This is a genomic window from Phocaeicola barnesiae DSM 18169 = JCM 13652 (assembly GCF_000374585.1).
GTDB classification, from domain to species: Bacteria; Bacteroidota; Bacteroidia; order Bacteroidales; family Bacteroidaceae; genus Phocaeicola; species Phocaeicola barnesiae.
The window spans coordinates 323,951-341,097 of the sequence record NZ_KB894643.1 but is presented as its reverse complement, the minus strand read 5'-3'; the positions used below and the strand labels follow the sequence as shown (position 1 = coordinate 341,097).

The 17,147-nt window shown below is 47.5% G+C and carries 10 protein-coding genes; 4 read left to right on the top strand and 6 right to left on the bottom strand.

Translation table 11 applies throughout. The features are described 5' to 3' along the window. Window positions 1–217: 217 nt before the first annotated feature. From C510_RS15940 to C510_RS15935, 4 genes are all read right to left on the bottom strand, one after another. A complete protein-coding gene (locus C510_RS15940) occupies window positions 218–1,090 on the bottom strand; it encodes an SDR family oxidoreductase (RefSeq protein WP_018709551.1) in 873 nt (290 codons plus the stop codon). Continuing rightward, window positions 1,087–2,322, bottom strand: a complete 1,236-nt coding sequence (locus tag C510_RS0101400) for an NADH:flavin oxidoreductase (protein ID WP_018709550.1) — start codon at window positions 2,320–2,322, stop codon at window positions 1,087–1,089. Before C510_RS0101400 ends, C510_RS15940 begins: the two co-directional genes overlap by 4 nt. A 13-nt stretch (window positions 2,323–2,335) precedes the next feature. Continuing rightward, a complete protein-coding gene (locus C510_RS0101395) occupies window positions 2,336–3,097 on the bottom strand; it encodes a DUF1295 domain-containing protein (protein WP_018709549.1) in 762 nt (253 codons plus the stop codon). 180 nt (window positions 3,098–3,277) lie between these two features. Beyond that, a complete protein-coding gene (locus tag C510_RS15935; RefSeq protein ID WP_018709548.1) occupies window positions 3,278–7,396 on the bottom strand; it encodes a two-component regulator propeller domain-containing protein in 4,119 nt (1,372 codons plus the stop codon). 197 nt (window positions 7,397–7,593) lie between these two features. On the opposite strand from C510_RS15935, the gene C510_RS0101385 reads away from it, so the two are divergent. From C510_RS0101385 to C510_RS0101370, 4 genes are read left to right on the top strand one after another with little or no spacing between them, the layout of a single operon-like run. Further along, the gene (locus C510_RS0101385) at window positions 7,594–10,635 is read left to right on the top strand and encodes a SusC/RagA family TonB-linked outer membrane protein (protein ID WP_018709547.1); all 3,042 of its coding nucleotides are present in this window, start codon (window positions 7,594–7,596) and stop codon (window positions 10,633–10,635) included. Between the two features lie 12 nt (window positions 10,636–10,647). Further along, window positions 10,648–12,141, top strand: a complete 1,494-nt coding sequence (locus C510_RS0101380; RefSeq protein ID WP_018709546.1) for a RagB/SusD family nutrient uptake outer membrane protein — start codon at window positions 10,648–10,650, stop codon at window positions 12,139–12,141. Window positions 12,142–12,200: 59 nt separating this feature from the next. Continuing rightward, the gene (locus C510_RS0101375; RefSeq protein WP_018709545.1) at window positions 12,201–13,538 is read left to right on the top strand and encodes an alpha-L-fucosidase; all 1,338 of its coding nucleotides are present in this window, start codon (window positions 12,201–12,203) and stop codon (window positions 13,536–13,538) included. Between the two features lie 21 nt (window positions 13,539–13,559). Then, entirely contained in the window at window positions 13,560–15,113 is a 1,554-nt protein-coding gene (locus C510_RS0101370) for a sulfatase (RefSeq protein WP_018709544.1), read from the top strand. A 292-nt stretch (window positions 15,114–15,405) separates the two neighbouring features. Here the strand turns inward: C510_RS0101370 and C510_RS0101365 are convergent, their stop codons facing one another. Next, window positions 15,406–16,740, bottom strand: coding sequence for an NADP-specific glutamate dehydrogenase (locus C510_RS0101365; protein WP_018709543.1), 1,335 nt, complete (start codon window positions 16,738–16,740; stop codon window positions 15,406–15,408). Window positions 16,741–16,888: 148 nt separating this feature from the next. Further along, on the bottom strand, window positions 16,889–17,071 hold the full coding sequence (locus tag C510_RS16985) for a hypothetical protein (RefSeq protein WP_081621809.1): 183 nt from the start codon (window positions 17,069–17,071) through the stop codon (window positions 16,889–16,891). Window positions 17,072–17,147 lie beyond the last annotated feature (76 nt).

The window sequence follows — 17,147 nt, the reverse complement described above, 5'->3', positions numbered from 1 at the left end:
AGTTTTTTTACCTGTTTTTATTTCATAATCCGTCATTTTTCGAGCGGTTCGAAATTCACTTGACGAGTGATGATGAAGAATAGACCAAAAATTAAGTATTTTGGACCGGAAGGTTCCGGGCTTTTGTCCGAGTGGCGGAGATAACGGAAAAAGCCCTCGTTCCATCGGTTTGTGTCAGGGATGGGACGAGGGCTTGTGGGAATATCGGTAGCCGGGGTTATTCGTTCCGGTCCGGTTCTTTCTTTACGGTAGTCAGGAAAGGTTGCAGAAGTTTTTCCGTATCGGTCCATACGCTTTCTTCCTGCGGATGGTTCAGGTACTTTTCCTTCAGCTTCCGTGGTTTGCCGCTTGCAAACATTTGTCCGGTCACTCCCTCCAGGTCGGGTTCCAGCAACAGGCGGATGGCCGTATCGGCTCCTTGCCGGGGGGTACGGATGAAGGGACGGAACAGGACATCGGTCAGGGGGTCGAACCACATGTCCATGCTGATGATGTTGGTCGACACGATGCCCGGATCGGCTGCGTTGACGGTGATTCCCTTGTCTTTCAGCTTTCTGGCCAGCCTGCACGTGAATAGCCAGAGGGCCAGTTTGGTGTTGCTATAGATGGGAATGCGCCAGAAACTTCCTTCCTTTCCGTGGGTGAAGAAGTGCGGACCGATTTTTCCGATGGCATAGGTGCACGATACCATGTTGACAATCCGTGTGCCGGCGTGCATGAGCGGAAGCAGGCGGTGGGTCAGCAGGAAAGGAGCCAGGTAGTTCACCGCTACGGTATATTCGAATCCGTCTTCGGTCTGGCTGAAGTGGGTGCGCATGGTACCGGCATTGTTCATCAGCAGGTCGACGCTGGTTTCCTTGGCGGATATCCGTTGGGCCACTTCCACGATGTTGTCCATCGAGGAGAGGTCTACCTGCATGACTTCGATGTCTTCGTTCTTCGTATCCAGTATCAGTTGGCTTCTTCGTTCTTCGCCGCGGAATGCCGTGTAGCACAACATGATGACATGGTAGCCGGCCATGGCGACGGCACGGGTGATTTCCGTACCCATGCCTCCGTCGGCACCGGTAATGATGGCGGTCTTTTTCATCGGTCGGCCTCCTTTTCCAGCTGGTCAATTTCTTTCTGTAGCGATGCCGGTAATGTCTCTTTCAGGTGCTGGTGGCAGGCCATATCCAGGGTATACATGCGGGCGATGCAATAGTTGCTATGCTTGCAATTGCACCGGGCCATGCCTTCCGCTTTCATCCGGTTGACGAAGCCCGGCTCGTTCAGCAGGGCACGTCCCATCTGCACAAACTCGAATCCGTCGTTCAATACTTCGTCTATCTTCTCGCGTGCCACCAGTCCGCCTACGTAAACCAGCGGGATTTGGGTAATCTCCTTGCGGAAGCGGAGGGCGTCTTCCAGGAAATAGGCTTCCTTGAAGGGGATGGTCGGTATCATCATTCTTCCGGCCATGCGTACGCCCCATTTCAGCCACCAGCAGGTCATGTAGTGGGTCATGGTCTTGATAGGCATGGTTCCCCGCATGACGTACATCGGGGCTTTGCTTACGAATCCTCCGCTGAGTACCAGGGCCTGGGCGCCGTCGTCCACCAACCGTTTGGCCACCTGGAGGCTTTCGTCGATGTCCATTCCTCCCTTGAATCCGTCGCGCATGTTCATCTTGACCAGTACGGCCATGTCGTTTCCGGCCGCTTTCATCACTTCGTCCATCACCATGTCCATGAACCGCATGCGGTTTTCCAGACTTCCGCCGAATTCGTCTTTCCGGTGATTGGTGTAAGGAGAGAGGAACTGGCTGATGAGGTAGCCGTGTCCGGCATGGATTTCTACGGCATCGAAACCGGCTTCGCGGGCCAGACGGACCGAATCGCCGTAGGCACGTGCCATCGGAGCGAGTTCATCCTTCCGCAATCCGCGGACGAAGGTGGGAGAGTAAAGGTTGAAGCCGGTGCTGGCTCCTACGGGAGTCTCACCGCAAATGGCCTTGTGCGACATGTTTCCGCAATGTCCCAACTGGATGCTGACGGCCGCTCCTTCGCGGTGGACGGCATCGGTCAGCTCGCGGAGTTCCGGTACGATTTCCGGACGCATCCAGAGCTGGCGGTCGAACGAAAGGCCGCTACGGGTTACGGCGGCGTAGGCTACGGTAGTCATGCCGATACCTCCGGCGGCTACGGAGTGGTGATAATCCAACAATTCTTTGGACGGTTTGTTGCCGGGACACATACTCTCGAAGGCGGCCGAACGGATAGTCCGGTTCCGGAGTGTCAGCGGACCGATTTTTCCGGGGGTGAACAGAATAGATTCTTTCATGATAATCGGGGTGTTAGAAAATATAGGGAATCAGGCATTTGCGGCTGCCTACGGCTTCTCTTCCGAATTCTTCGCGGTAGCGGTTCCGGATGGCATAAGCGCGCGGAGCCAGGTTGGCGAAGGTCCAGAGTACGAAAATCCAGGCGGCGGTAGACTGGGTAAGGAGGGCAAATCCTGTCCATTCCACCAGTTCGCCGAAATAGTTCCCTGAAGTGACATAGTGATAGATTCCTTTCTGGGGCAGGTAATGACGGGTGTCTCCTGCCGGACGGAGATTACGGATAATGTGGTCGGCATGCAGGTTGATACCCATGCCGCCGAAGAACAAGAGGCATCCGCCGATGAAGGAAGGAGTGGTGAACCACGCTTCCGTATATGTAGAGGCATGGAGGTAGAACAGGTCATACCCTATCAGGAAGGTATTGATGACGTTGAACAGCACTCCCATGGCGGTGATGGCTATCGGCATCCGGCTTTTTCCTTTCATCAGCATGGGGAAGATGAACGAACGCTGGAAGTAATGCAGTTCGAACAGGAGGAAGAAGCTCAGCAGCACCGAAGACGAGCGGGCGGGCGACTGGAGCCAGAAGAAGAGCATCATCAGAAATGCGGGACACTCCATGAGGACCCATCCCACTTTGTTGGGAAGACTGATTCCCCATTGTCGGCTCTGGAAGATGCCATATCCCGCTTTGACAAAGAAAAGTGCGATAAAGACTATGACCGCCAGAACCGGCATGGCATAAAGTAATGTATGGTACATCGTTTCCATCATAGCAATCTGTATTAAAGGTTGTTTTCCAGCCGGCAAAGGTACGGATTTAATTTGGTATTACGGTCTCCTTTTTTATGGAATCATTGTTCCGAATCGTCTGGAATTCTCTGTGTTGTGTTTTCCGGCCCGTAAAGTCGGAGCAAATATTCGCTTTACAGGCCGGATTCGTTAGCTTGTGGCTCAACTCGCTGGAGGGACGGGGGAGTCTTTATGGAGTTTCCGGACTTCTTCCTTCTCGACGAACTGGGACGGTGAAGTACCGAATTGTTCCGTGAAATGTTTTCGCAAAGTTCGTGTGTCGCTATAACCGACCATTTCCGCTATTTCCTGTATAGAATAGTTATGCTCCAGAATCAGGGTGGCGGCCTTACTCATACGGATACTACGAATCATGTCGATGGCACTCAGTGGAGTGACTTGCTTCAGTTTCCGGTAAAGGGTAGGCTGGCTCATGTGTAGTTCATCGGCCAATTTCTTTACATTGAAACTTTCGTCCGATAGGTTGGTTTCTATCACGTGGATGACTTGTCGGACAAACGTATCTGTTTCTGATGTTTCGTCTGACGAAGAGCGGTTGTTCAACATCAGTGATTTGGTGTAGATGCGTTTCAACCGTTCCCGTTGGGTAATCAGGTTTTTTACCTTCGTGGCCAGAATTTCCGGGTTGAAGGGTTTCATGACATAATCGTCTACGCCTGTTTGTGTAGCTTCCAGTATATCGGTATCTTCGGCCTTGGCGGTCAGGATGATGATGGGAATATGGGTGGTCTGCGGATTTTCCTTGATTTCACGGCTACAGGAGATACCGTCTTTGACAGGCATCATCAGGTCGCAGATGATGAGAGCCGGCATGTGTTCTTTGGCCAGCTGTATACCTTCTTCTCCGTTGCATGCTTCGAATATTTTGAAATCCTTTTCGAAGATGCTGGAGATGAAAGAGCGCATGTCTGTATTGTCTTCGATGATGAGCAGGCTTTGTTTGGCGGCAGGTTGGGCAACCTGAACTTTTCCGGATGTGTATTCCTGCCCCTGATTTTCCGGATACGATGTCCGGACAGGGGTTTCTTCCGGCAAATAAATGGATTTGTCGGCCTGGAAATGTGCCTTTCCTTCCGGAATGAGCAGGGTAAATGTAGAACCTTCTCCCGGTTTGCTTTGGAAGGTGACCGTACCGTGATGGAGTTCCATGGTGTGCTTGACAATGTGCAGGCCGATTCCTGTCTTGCTGGAGAATTGTGGGGTGTTCGGTCCGGTAATGAAGGAGTCGAAGATATGTTCCTGAAGTTCTTCGGGAATACCAACTCCGTTGTCGGTTACTTCGATACGGCAAAAAGGAGTATTGTCTATTTCTACTTGCCGGATATGCATACTTACTTTCCCTTGTTTCTCTATATATTTTAATGAGTTTGATACCAGATTCCGAAGGGCGGAAACTATCTTTTCCGTATCTATCCAGAGTATATACGGTTGCTGAGGTATATCCATGGTCAGCTGGATTTCTTTGCTGGCAGCCAATTCCTGGAAAGTCTGGCAGGTTTCTTTGGCCAATATGTTGATATCGGCTTTTGAGAGGCGAAGTTTTACCATTCCTGCTTCAATCTTCTGTACATATAATAGCTGGTCGACCAGGGTATGGAGGGATGTACCGTTCCGGTAAATCAGACTTAATTTCTGGTACAATTCATCTTGTGGATTGATTTTGCCGAGTATTTCCTGTAGAGGAGAAAGAATCAGAGTCAGAGGAGTACGGAGTTCATGGGCGGTATTTGTAAAGAAGTTTTCACGTTCCATACGAATCTGTTTTTCTTTGTCCCGTTCCAGATGGGCTGCAAGGACTTCGTGTTTCAGCTCCATGACGCGTTTGAAACGTGCCTGTCTCAACTTGAAATAGCGGACCATTCTGAAAATCAGTATCAGTATCATGGCTCCGATAATAAGCCGGAACCACCATGTTTCGCTCCAATGTGGTAATATGGTGATTTCCAGTTCTGTCAGAGGGCCTACCTGTTCGTTAGGATACATGTTCTGTATCTGAAAGGAATAAGTGTCCGGTTGCAGGTTGGTATATGAAACCTTCTGTTGGTTGTCGGTCACTATCCATTCGTGCTGATAAGGATAAAGGCGGTAACGTACTTTCTGATACTGGTTTGTATACGATAAGCTGTTGAATCCGAGTGAAAAGTTGCGGTTGTCGTGGTTGAGTCTGAGTGTACGTGTATGGTACAGGTTTTTCGTCAATATGGTTTGTCCGTTAATACGTTCGCCTATTTCTACCGCTTTATTCCCGATTTCCAAGGTGTGTATGGCAACCGGTTCGCCCGTTTGTATGTGGTCTATCTTTTCCGGACAGAAATAGGTCAGGTTTCGGTTATTTCCCCAGAACAGGTATTGGTTGTAGGCATAGACTGAGCTATTGCTTCCCGAGAGGAAATAATGATAGAACAGTTTCTGTTTCCGGCTATAACGTGATATGCAGGAATTAGAGCCTACCCAGATGTGTCCGTTCCGGTCCTGTAGCAAACATCCGATAAAATTATTGACCAGTCCGTTACGGGTGGTAAAGAAATCGGTTATGGTTTCGTTTTTGAGGTTCATGATGGCCAGTCCGGTGGTAGAACCGATGTATAATTCTCCATCGGAAGTGACCAGCAGGGAGCGTACGGAAGCATTCTGGAGCTTATAGGAAGTACCATAACCTAGCTGGATACGGTCTCCGGTTACTTTTCCCAATCCGTTATATTCTGTACCTAACCAGATATTTCCGTCGTAATCTTCTATCAGGCTTCTTACTACCAGGTTTTTTGACGGTTCATTGGCAACAGAAAGCCGGTGGCATTCCTGATTTTCCGGGTGGTAACACAACAGAGAACGGTCTGTCCCAATCCAGAAGTTTCCTTTCTTGTCTTTCAGAATACGCCAGATAGCTGCCTTGCTTTCCTTTCCATCCGGTAAGAGTATGATGTTCCGGCTTGGATGGCCGTTTAGTGGTTGAATGGTGATTTGTCCGTCCTGTCTGCCTACCCATATTTCCTGACGGGTAGTATCTTTATAAATGCAGAGTGCTGTGGTATGATTGTTTTCTACAGGGTTATCCAGATAGTCGAAGTCTGGTATTGAGGAAGAGATGGGAGCCTTGCTTTTCATCAATCCCTTGTGGTAAGTAGTCATCCAAAGGTATCCTTTGTTGTCTGTAGTGATTCCATTGATTTCATTGTGTCGGTTCTGGCGGAACTGATGGACGGCTTGCTGGCGTAGGTCCGAAACGAGTACTCCTCCTCCATAAGTACCCATCCATAAGATATTGTTTGCATCGCAATACGCACAGATCATACGTGGCTCTATGTGTTGGTTGGTCAGGCTCGCATTGTTGAAGATACTGATTTGAGGAGTGTCAAAGGTTCCGTCTTCAGAGGTGAGAAGGGTATAGCCGTTCCATGTAGGAAGCAATAGCCGCTGGTTACCGATGGGCACAATGGCATAGATATCCGTATGCGAAATATGCAGGTCTGGATTCGGAGTGTCGTAAGTGAAGTGTTCCAGTTGTTCTGCTTGTTCATTATAGCGTATCACTCCTTTCGAGATGGTACTTATCCACAGGTATTTTCCTTGTTTGAACAATTGGGTTACGCTTCCGGGCAGTTCTGGAATGGATATCTGTTTATCAATCCGGTCGGTTTGTAGGTTATACCGGATGAGATGAGCCTTGTTGTCTGTCAGGTACAGGGACGACAATTCTGGATAAAAGCTGTAGCAGGTTACGCTTCCTGTGGTAATGTCTTGTAGTTTTTTCCGTTTGAAAGTTTCGAACCGGAGTGACTTGATTTTTCCTTCGGCTGTTTTCTGGATATGAAGACGTCCGTGAAACAAGGCTTTATCGGTCAGTAACCAGCAGGTATTGTCATTGGTGGAATGAATCCCGCTTATCCGTGTATGCGGTTCGATATTCTCAATCGGTATAAACTCTTCCTGTTCCAGATTGAAGGCATAAAGTTCTTCTTCGGTCAGAATTCCGATGCATTGTGGAGTAAGCTGATGGATAGACTCGATGTGATTGTTGGAATCTGTGATTGTAAAATTCTTGAAACTGCTTCCATTATAGATGCTGAAGCCGAAATCTGTTCCGAACCACATGAAACCGTCCGCATCACGGAAAATGCAATTCACCTTGTTGTCGGCCAGTCCGTTCTGGATGGTCAGGATACGGAAGTCCTCGTTAAAAAAAGAGTAGGCTTGTAAAGGGATTATCCAGCAGAGTATACCTGCCAGGATATAATATAATGAAGTAATGTGTCTTTTCATAGAGAGGTTTGGATTTTATACAAAGCAACGACTATTTTTTCAAAAAAACAATAGAAAAAACCGTTTTCAACGGGGTTTGAGGCAGATTGAATTAAATATGCATGAAAACTGAAAAGAACATGTATGCCTTCTGTGAGTCAGATTCGGTACTTTTGGGTAACGAAAAAATCTACTTGTTTAACTTAAAAATCTAACTGATGAAAAGATTATTTTCAATTTTCTTTTTTTTGCTGTCGGTGAGTTTTGTCTTTGCCCAGCAATTCAAGGTCTCCGGAAGTGTGACCGACCATAAGTCGGGTGAGCCTATTATCGGAGCCAGTGTTGTAGTGCAGAATACATCGAATGGTGTGATTACTGATTTGGACGGCCGTTTTGTACTGGACCGTGTATCTAAGGGAGAAGTCATTTCTGTTTCTTATGTAGGATACAAATCTCAGGACATCGTTATGGACGGTGTGAAAAAGCAGTTCAATATAGTCCTGATGGAAGATAATGAAGTGCTGGATGAAGTGGTTGTAGTAGGTTATGGTACACAGAAGAAACAGGACATCACTGGTTCAGTAGTTTCTGTAGGCGAAGGTAAATTTACCGAAGGGGTCAACACCAACGCTTTTCAGATGATTAACGGTAAGGCAGCCGGTGTAAACGTCAGCCAGACCAGTTCGGCACCAGGTGCGTCTACCAAGATTCAGATTCGTGGTGCAGGTTCTATCAATAGTAGTAATGCGGCATTGGTAGTAGTCGATGGACTTCCGGGAGTAGACCCTTCGTCTATCAATCCGAGTGATATCAAATCCATTGAAGTACTGAAGGATGCTTCGGCAGCTGCCATTTATGGTACGCGTGCGGCAAACGGTGTCGTATTGATTACAACCAAGAGTGGTAAGAAAGGGGAAATTTCAGTACGTTTTGGCGCTGAAGTCGGTTTCCAGTCTGTAGCGAAACAAATAGAAATGCTGAACGGACAGGAATATATGGAAACACTGAATGCATTGCGCATAGCTTCCGGCAGCTCGGATGGTCCTATTTATACTGATGCTCAGATTGCGGCGGTAGGCGAAGGAACTAACTGGCAGGATGAAATTTTCCGCAAGGGCGCTCCGGTACAAACTTACCAGCTGGCTATCTCTGGTGGTGGTGAAAAGAGTGACTATTATTTGGGCTTGAATTATTTCGACCAGCAGGGAGTTGTGAAGACTTCTAATCTGAAGAAATACAATGTAAGAGCAAACATGAATTTCTCTCCGAAGTCTTTCCTGCGTTTCAAGGCAAACATGAACTTTACCCGCAAGGATGGAAATTCCATCTATGAAAACATGCAGGGTACCAATGAAAATGCAGGTCCTATCAACTCGGCTCTGCAATTCGACCCGACTCTTCCGGTAGGTAAGGATCCGGAAACAGGCCGTTATTACCAGAACAGCTACATTGCCTTGGATAATCCGTTGGCCTTGTTGTATGGAGTATCTCCTGAAGAACACCGTAACAATGCATACGGTACATTCACTACCGAAATTGAACCGTTGAAGGATTTGGTTGCCACTATCCGTTTGGGAGCTACCATTGATTCTTATTCTACCCAGACTTACCGTGGCCGCGATACCATGAATGGTCTGGCTACGGGTGGTACGGCCGAAAAGAAAAGCGGTGAAAGTACCCAATGGCTGGCCGAATTCCTGTTGTCGTACAAGAAGAATTTCAATGATACCCATAACCTGACCGTTCTGGCTGGTGCAACTTTCGAGCAATTCATGTCTGAATACATTAATGGTACGGCCAAGGGTTTCCTTTCTGACATTACCGGTGCCAACAACATGCACGGCGGTGATAACCTGAACGGTGATGATGTATACTCGTTCAAAGAACGTAATCGTCTGAACGGTTTTCTGGGACGTATCAACTATGACTACAAGAACCGCTACCTGCTTACCGCTTCGTTCCGTTACGATGGTACTTCCCGTTTCTCCGATGAACATAAATACGCATTCTTCCCTTCTGTTGCATTGGCATGGCGTATTTCAGAAGAGCCGTTCATGAAACGTTTTGATAAGGTGAGCGATCTGAAACTCCGTGTAGGTTATGGTCAGTTGGGTAATCAGGGTATCAGTAACTACCAGACTATCCAGACTTTGATTGCCGGTGGTTCTGCCGTATTCGGAAATTCGTTGTCGCAAGGTGTCGTTGAGGCTCGTCTGCCGAATGCCGACCTGAAGTGGGAGACTACTGCCGAAACCAACGTAGGTATCGATTTCGGTTTCTTCAATAACCGGATTACAGGATCGTTGGATTTCTATATGCGTGATACGAAAGACCAGCTGTTCGACAAGCCGTTGCCATCGGCTATCGGTTTCAGTAGTGTGAAGGTGAACGCCGGTAAGGTGCGTAACTCCGGTATTGATCTGACATTGAATACGGTGAACATCGATAACCGGAACTGGGGATGGGAATCTTCATTGAACCTTTCTCTGTTGAAGAATGAAGTAATGGAATTGCCGGACTTCATGCCGGAACTGATTACAGGTAGTATCGGTAGTTTTGTTTCCGGTTATGAAATCACACGTGTAGGCGACCCGATTTATTCTTTCTATGGATATGAGGTGGAAGGTATTTTCCAGAAGAATGATGATATCGCTCATTCAGCCCAGCCGAGTGCCAATCCGGGCGACTTGAAGTTCAAAGACCAGAACGGCGACAATGTCATCAGTTCGGACGACCGTGTCATCTTGGGTAAACCTTTTCCAAGCACAACATTCGGATTTACGAATACGCTTCGTTACAAACGCTTGTCACTGAGTGTGTTCCTGCAAGGTACATTCGGTATCAGTACGCTGGATGCCAATGTGTTGGAATCTCTTTATCCGACAAACGAATACCGTAACCGTATCGCCAAGTATTACTTGAACCGTTGGACAGAAACCAACCCGAGCAACCAGTATCCGAGTGGTGTCAATCCTTCCAACTACGGTGGACAGTATTCCATCAACTCGATGACCGTATGCGACGCATCGTTTGTCCGTATCAAGAACATCAACATCAATTACGATGTACCTATCAAGAAGAATAACGTTATCCAATCTTTACAGGTTTACGGCGCTATCGATAACGTAGCTACCTTTACCAGTTATGACGGATTTGACCCCGATGCAAGCGCACAGGGAAGTGAATCGGTATCTAAGGTGAACTATAACAGCTATCCGTTGGCACGTACCGTGAGAGTGGGAGTAAATATTACATTTTAAAAACAGAATATCATGAAATTTTCAAATTATATCCGTTTGTCGGCGCTGGCTTGTCTGATGGTCGGCTTTACAGGTTGCACAGACTTTTTGAAAGAAGAAATCTATACAGAATATGATCCTGACGGTATGTTGCAGGACCAGTCCGGGCTGGATGCTCTGTTGACAGGTGCTTATGCCCGTTCACGCATCATTGAATATAACAGTCGTAACTATACTTTTTTGATGAACGAGTTTCCTACCGATATTGCATTCGAAACCGGAGGTGGACTGGAACGCGACGCTTATCCGTTCATCAACTTCAGTTGGGCGGTAGACAATTCTTTCCTGAATTCTTTCTGGGGAAAGATGTATGAAGCGGTGGCAAGCGCCAATTCCGTATTGAATGTTACTGACGGATTGACCGGTATTTCGGAAGAGAATCTGAAATCGGCTCAGGGAGAGGCCCGTTTCATCCGTGCTGTCTCTTATTATTATCTGCTGAATCTGTTCGGACCGACTCCGATTATCGAGATCCCGAAGAATGCCACTCCCGATGAAATTGAGGAAATCGGTAAATCTACTCCCCGTGCTTCGCAGGAAGAGTTCGTAAAGTATCTGGTAGACGATTTGACCTTTGCGGCAGAGTATCTTCCTGTAGAAGAAAATCCTATCGGTAAGGCTACAAAGGGTGCTGCCCTGTCTGTTCTGACTAAACTTTACATGCATGAGAAGGATTGGGAAAAAGCGGCAGCTACAGCTCAGAAAGTGATTGACTTGAATTATTATTCGCTGTATGCGGATTATAAGAAGATGTTTTCTGTAGAAGGTGAGGACAATAAAGAGTACATTTACCGTGCTCCGTGTATTGCTCAGGCTGGATATCATAACAATTATATGCCTCATGCTTTCCCTCCCAACTACCCGATTCAAACAAATTGGATAAATTTTGGTGCTCAATTCCGTACTTATACCGCTTTTTATGATACCTTTGAAGCGGGAGACGCACGTACGGAAGTACTGATAACTCATTATACGGATCAGAACGGTGAGGAAGTGGAACTGCTTCGTGATGCAAACGGCAATGCACTGGACGACGTACGTAGCTTCAAGTACTGGCCGGACCCGAATGCTTCGGGTGAAAACAACGGAAACGATATTGTTTATATCCGTTATGCCGACATTCTTCTGTGCAGGGCAGAAGCCTTGAATGAACTGAACGGACCGAATGCTGAAAGTATCAGTCTGATTAACCAGGTGCGTCAGCGTGCCAAGGTGGCCGACATTGTATTAGGCGATTATCCGACAAAGGAGAGTCTGCGTGATTTTATCTTGGCTGAACGAGGACGTGAATTCTTCTCTGAAGGTTTGAGACGTGAAGATTTGATTCGTCATGGCAAATTCATCTCAAATGCCATTGAACGTGGAAAGAATGCCAAACCGTATCATGTGCTTTACCCGATTCCGCAGAGACAACGCGAAGCGAATCCGAATCTGGCTCAGAACCCTGGCTATGAAGGTGCTGAATGACAGATGAATTTTTATAAAATATGATAAACAGAAAGATTTTCAACTTTTTACTGGGATGGATGCTGTGCGTAACGGCCGGTTACGCACAGAGCCTTCCGGTTCCTGCTCCGCATCAGCTTAAATGGCATGAAGCCGAGATGGGGGCTGTTTTCCATTATGACCTGCATGTGTTCGATGGAGTCCGTTATGGACAAGGTAACAATCGGATTCAACCGATTGAAGATTACAACATATTCTCGCCCGATAGTCTGGATACCGACCAGTGGATTCGGGCTGCTAAATCTGCCGGATGTAAGTTCGCCGTATTGACCGCTACGCATGAAACGGGCTTCGGACTTTGGCAAAGTGATGTGAATCCTTATTGTCTGAAAGCAGTGAAATGGCGTGACGGAAAAGGTGACATAGTCCGTGATTTTGTGAATTCCTGCCGGAAATACGGAGTCCAACCGGGTATTTATGTCGGTATCCGTTGGAATTCTCTGTTGGGAATCCATAATTTCCAGGTTGCCGGTGGAGGAGAATTTGCCGCCAACCGCCAGCAATGGTATAAGCGTTATTGTGAAAAGATGGTGGAGGAACTTTGTTCGCGTTATGGAGACTTGTTCCTGATTTGGTTTGATGGGGGTGCCGATGACCCGAAAGGGCTGGGACCTGATGTGGAACCTATTGTGACAAAGTATCAGCCGGAATGTCTGTTCTATCACAATGTAGAGCGGGCCGATTTCCGTTGGGGAGGTTCGGAAAGTGGTACGGTAGGGTATCCTTGTTGGTCTACTTTTGCTACTCCGTTCAGCCATAGTAAGGATACGGAAGATGCGCAGGCTTATATAGAACGGTTGAAGCATGGTGATGTTACAGGAGCTTATTGGGTTCCGGCTATGGCTGATACACCGCTTCGGGGCGCAAACGGCCGGCATGAATGGTTTTGGGAACCGGACGACGAAAATAACATCTGTTCGTTGGAGACTCTGATGGATATGTACGAGAAATCAGTCGGGAGGAATGCTACCTTGATTGTCGGTCTGACTCCGGACCCCTCGGGACTGCTTCCGGCAGGCGATTGCAAACGGCTGGAAGAGTGGGGACAGGAGATTGACCGCCGTTGGGGGAATCCGTTGGCACAGACATCCGGAACGGCAAGACAACTTACTTTGTCGGTAAAGAATAATCCGGAAGTCACGTATTGCATATTGCAGGAGGATATTACAAAGGGAGAACGCATCCGGCATTATGAAATCGAGGCGAAGGTGGACGGACGATGGATTCAGGTAGCCAAAGGCGAATCGGTCGGACATAAACGGATTGAGAAGATAGGTCCTGTGAAAGCTTCGGCTTTCCGTCTGAAGGTTACGGAATCGGTTGGCCAACCGGAAATCTGTAATTTCAGTATTTATTGAAAATCATTAAATTGTAAAGATATGAACAAACCTGTATTATATTCTTTGACATTGGCTGCACTTGCCGGAACGGTGAGTCCTTTGTCTGCTCAACAGGCACCTGAAAGTACGGATAAGCGTCCGAATATTATTCTTTTCATGGTAGATGATATGGGATGGCAGGATACCTCCTTGCCATTCTGGACCGAAAAAACCTATTATAACAGTGTTTATGAGACTCCTAATATGGAGCGTCTGGCCAAACAAGGGATGATGTTTACTCAGGCGTATGCCTGTCCGTTGAGCTCGGCTACCCGGTGTAGTCTGATTACCGGAGCGAACAACGTACGTCATCGGGTTACCAACTGGACACTGGAAAAAAACAAGATGACCGACCGGACGAGCGAAACCGTGCAATTGCCGGACTGGAACTACAACGGGGTCTCGCAGGTGCCCGGTACGAACAATACCTATGTGGGGACTTCTTTCGTAGAATTGTTGCGCCGGAGCGGTTATCATACCATCCATTGCGGTAAAGCTCATTTCGGTGCTATCGATACTCCGGGAGAGAACCCTATACACTGGGGGTTTGAAGTTAACATAGCCGGACATGCTGCCGGAGGTTTGGCTTCTTACCTGAGTGAAGTGAATTACGGGCATACCAAGGATGGTAAACCTTACTCACTGATGTCGATTCCGGGTCTGGAGGACTATTGGGGAACCGGTACCTTCGTAACCGAAGCTTTGACTCAGGAAGCCATCAAGGCACTCGACAAGGCCAAGAAATACAACCAGCCGTTTTATCTTTATATGGCACACTATGCCATTCATATTCCGATAGACAAGGACATGCGTTTCTTCCCGAAATATGTCCGTAAGGGGTTGACTGACAAAGAAGCGGCTTACGCGTCTCTGATAGAGGGAATGGACAAGAGTCTGGGCGATTTGATGGACTGGCTCGAAAAGAACGGTGAGGCGGACAATACTATCGTGATTTTCATGAGTGACAACGGTGGTCTGGCGGCTGAACCCGGATGGCGTGACGGAACCCCTCATACTCAGAATGCGCCTTTGAGAAGTGGTAAGGGTTCGATGTACGAAGGAGGAATCCGTGAGCCGATGATTGTGAAATGGCCGGGTGAGGTACAGCCCGATACCCGTTGCGATAAGTATCTGATTATCGAAGATTTCTATCCGACGATTCTGGAAATGGCCGGAGTGAAGGATTATCAGACGGTTGCACCGATAGACGGTATCAGCTTCATGCCGATGCTGAAACAGACCGGAGATACCTCGAAGGGACGTGCCCTGGTATGGAACTTCCCGAATATCTGGGGGAATGACGGTCCGGGTATCAACCTGAACTGTGCTATCCGGAAGGATGACTGGAAGTTGGTCTATTATTATGAAACCGGAAAGAAAGAGCTGTTCAATATACCGGGGGACATCGGTGAAACGAATGATGTAGCGGCCCAACATCCGGATATCGTGAAAAAACTATCCAAGGAACTGGGAGAGTATCTGAGGAAGGCAGGCGGACAACGTCCGAGTTTCAAGGCTACCGGAAAGGCTTGCCCCTGGCCGGACGAGATATAAGAAGTTTTCAAGTTAGGGATAATGATATGGAAAGGCGTGTATCTTTGGAGGGTACATGCCTTTTTTCTTCGTATGTGGAAAACGTCCGGACGTATGGGACAATACGTCCGTTTGTTTTCCTTAAAACGACCGGATGTTTTCATGGAAACGCGAGCATGTTTCTATCAGGACGAACGTTCGTTTTGGGGGCACTGTACCGGATGTCTGACAAAGAAAAAGCCTGATTCTGTTTCACAACGGAATCAGGCTTACGTTTGTTAGACAAACGTACCTATAATAGGGGTGAAATTTATCAGATAATACCCTGAGCCATCATGGCATTGGCTACTTTCATGAAGCCGGCCACGTTGGCACCCTTCACGTAGTTGATGTAACCGTCTGGTTCTGTACCGTATTTTACACAAGACTCGTGGATGTTCTTCATGATGCTCTTCAGCTTTTCGTCCACTTCTTCCTGGCTCCAGCTCAGTTTGATAGAGTTCTGGGTCATTTCCAGACCAGATACTGATACACCACCTGCATTGGCAGCCTTACCCGGAGCATACAGAATCTTAGCTTCCTGGAATACGCGGATAGCTTCTGGAGTAGAAGGCATGTTCGCACCTTCTGATACAGCGAATACACCGTTGGCAATCAAAGCCTTGGCATCGTCACCGTTGATTTCGTTCTGAGTTGCTGACGGCAGAGCGATATCGGCCTTTTCGTTCCAAGGACGAGCTCCTGCTACATACTTGCAACCATATTTTTCAGCATATTCGCGGATACGTCCACGGTACAGGTTTTTCAGTTCCATGATGTAATCCAGTTTTTCGCGGTCGATACCGTCCGGATCGTAGATGTAACCGTCAGAGTCGGACATAGTTACAACCTTGGCGCCCAACTGAATCAGTTTTTCTACGGTATACTGAGCCACGTTACCTGAACCGGATACCAGACAAGTCTTTCCGGTGATGTCGATGTTACGGGTCTTCAGCATTTCCTGCAGGAAGTAGATGTTACCGTAACCGGTAGCTTCCGGACGAATCAGTGAACCACCGAATTCGCGTCCTTTACCTGTCAATACACCAGAGAATTCGCGGGTCAGCTTCTTGTACATACCGAACATGAAACCTACTTCACGGCCACCTACACCTATATCGCCGGCAGGTACATCTGTTTCAGGACCGATGTGGCGCCACAATTCCAGCATGAAGGCCTGGCAGAAACGCATGACTTCAGCGTTTGACTTGCCACGTGGAGAGAAGTCTGATCCACCTTTACCACCACCCATCGGAAGCGTAGTCAGCGCGTTCTTGAATGTCTGTTCGAAAGCCAGGAACTTCAGGATACCCAGGTTTACTGAGCTGTGGAAACGGATACCGCCTTTGTACGGGCCGATAGCGTTGTTATGTTGTACACGGTAACCCATGTTGGTCTGTACGTTGCCTTTGTCGTCTACCCAAGTCACACGGAACTGGTATACACGTTCCGGAATGCAAAGACGTTCAATCAGGTTTACTTTGTCGAATTCAGGGTGTTTGTTGTATTCTTCTTCGATTGTACCCAACACTTCTTCTACTGCCTGATGGTATTCAGGTTCATTCGGAAATCTTCTTTTCAGATCTTCCAGTACTTTAGCTGCATTCATTTTAGTATCTCTTTTATTGATTAATGTTTTTCATTTTCTTTACGATGGCAAATGTATGTATTATATCTTAAACATCCAACAAAAAAATAGAAAAAATGAATAAAGCATGTCTTTTTTTTATGTAAAGCGCTTTTTTATTGGAAAAAGTTTATCTGTTTTTCCAGGATTTGACAGAACGTATTACCGGAATGAACACCAGGGCACCGGAAATCAGGATGGAAACAATCAGCGGGCCGTCTATGCGTGCGGCGGTGGTGAACACCAGGGCACAGATGCTGGCCCACAGGAGTGTAAGGACGACACATTGGGAACGGGAAAGCGGTTTTTTCATAGGTTTCATGGGGTTTGAAAACGGTTATAAAAAAGCAGAGATCCGGAATCGGGCCGTACTGGCCTTGTTTCCGAAT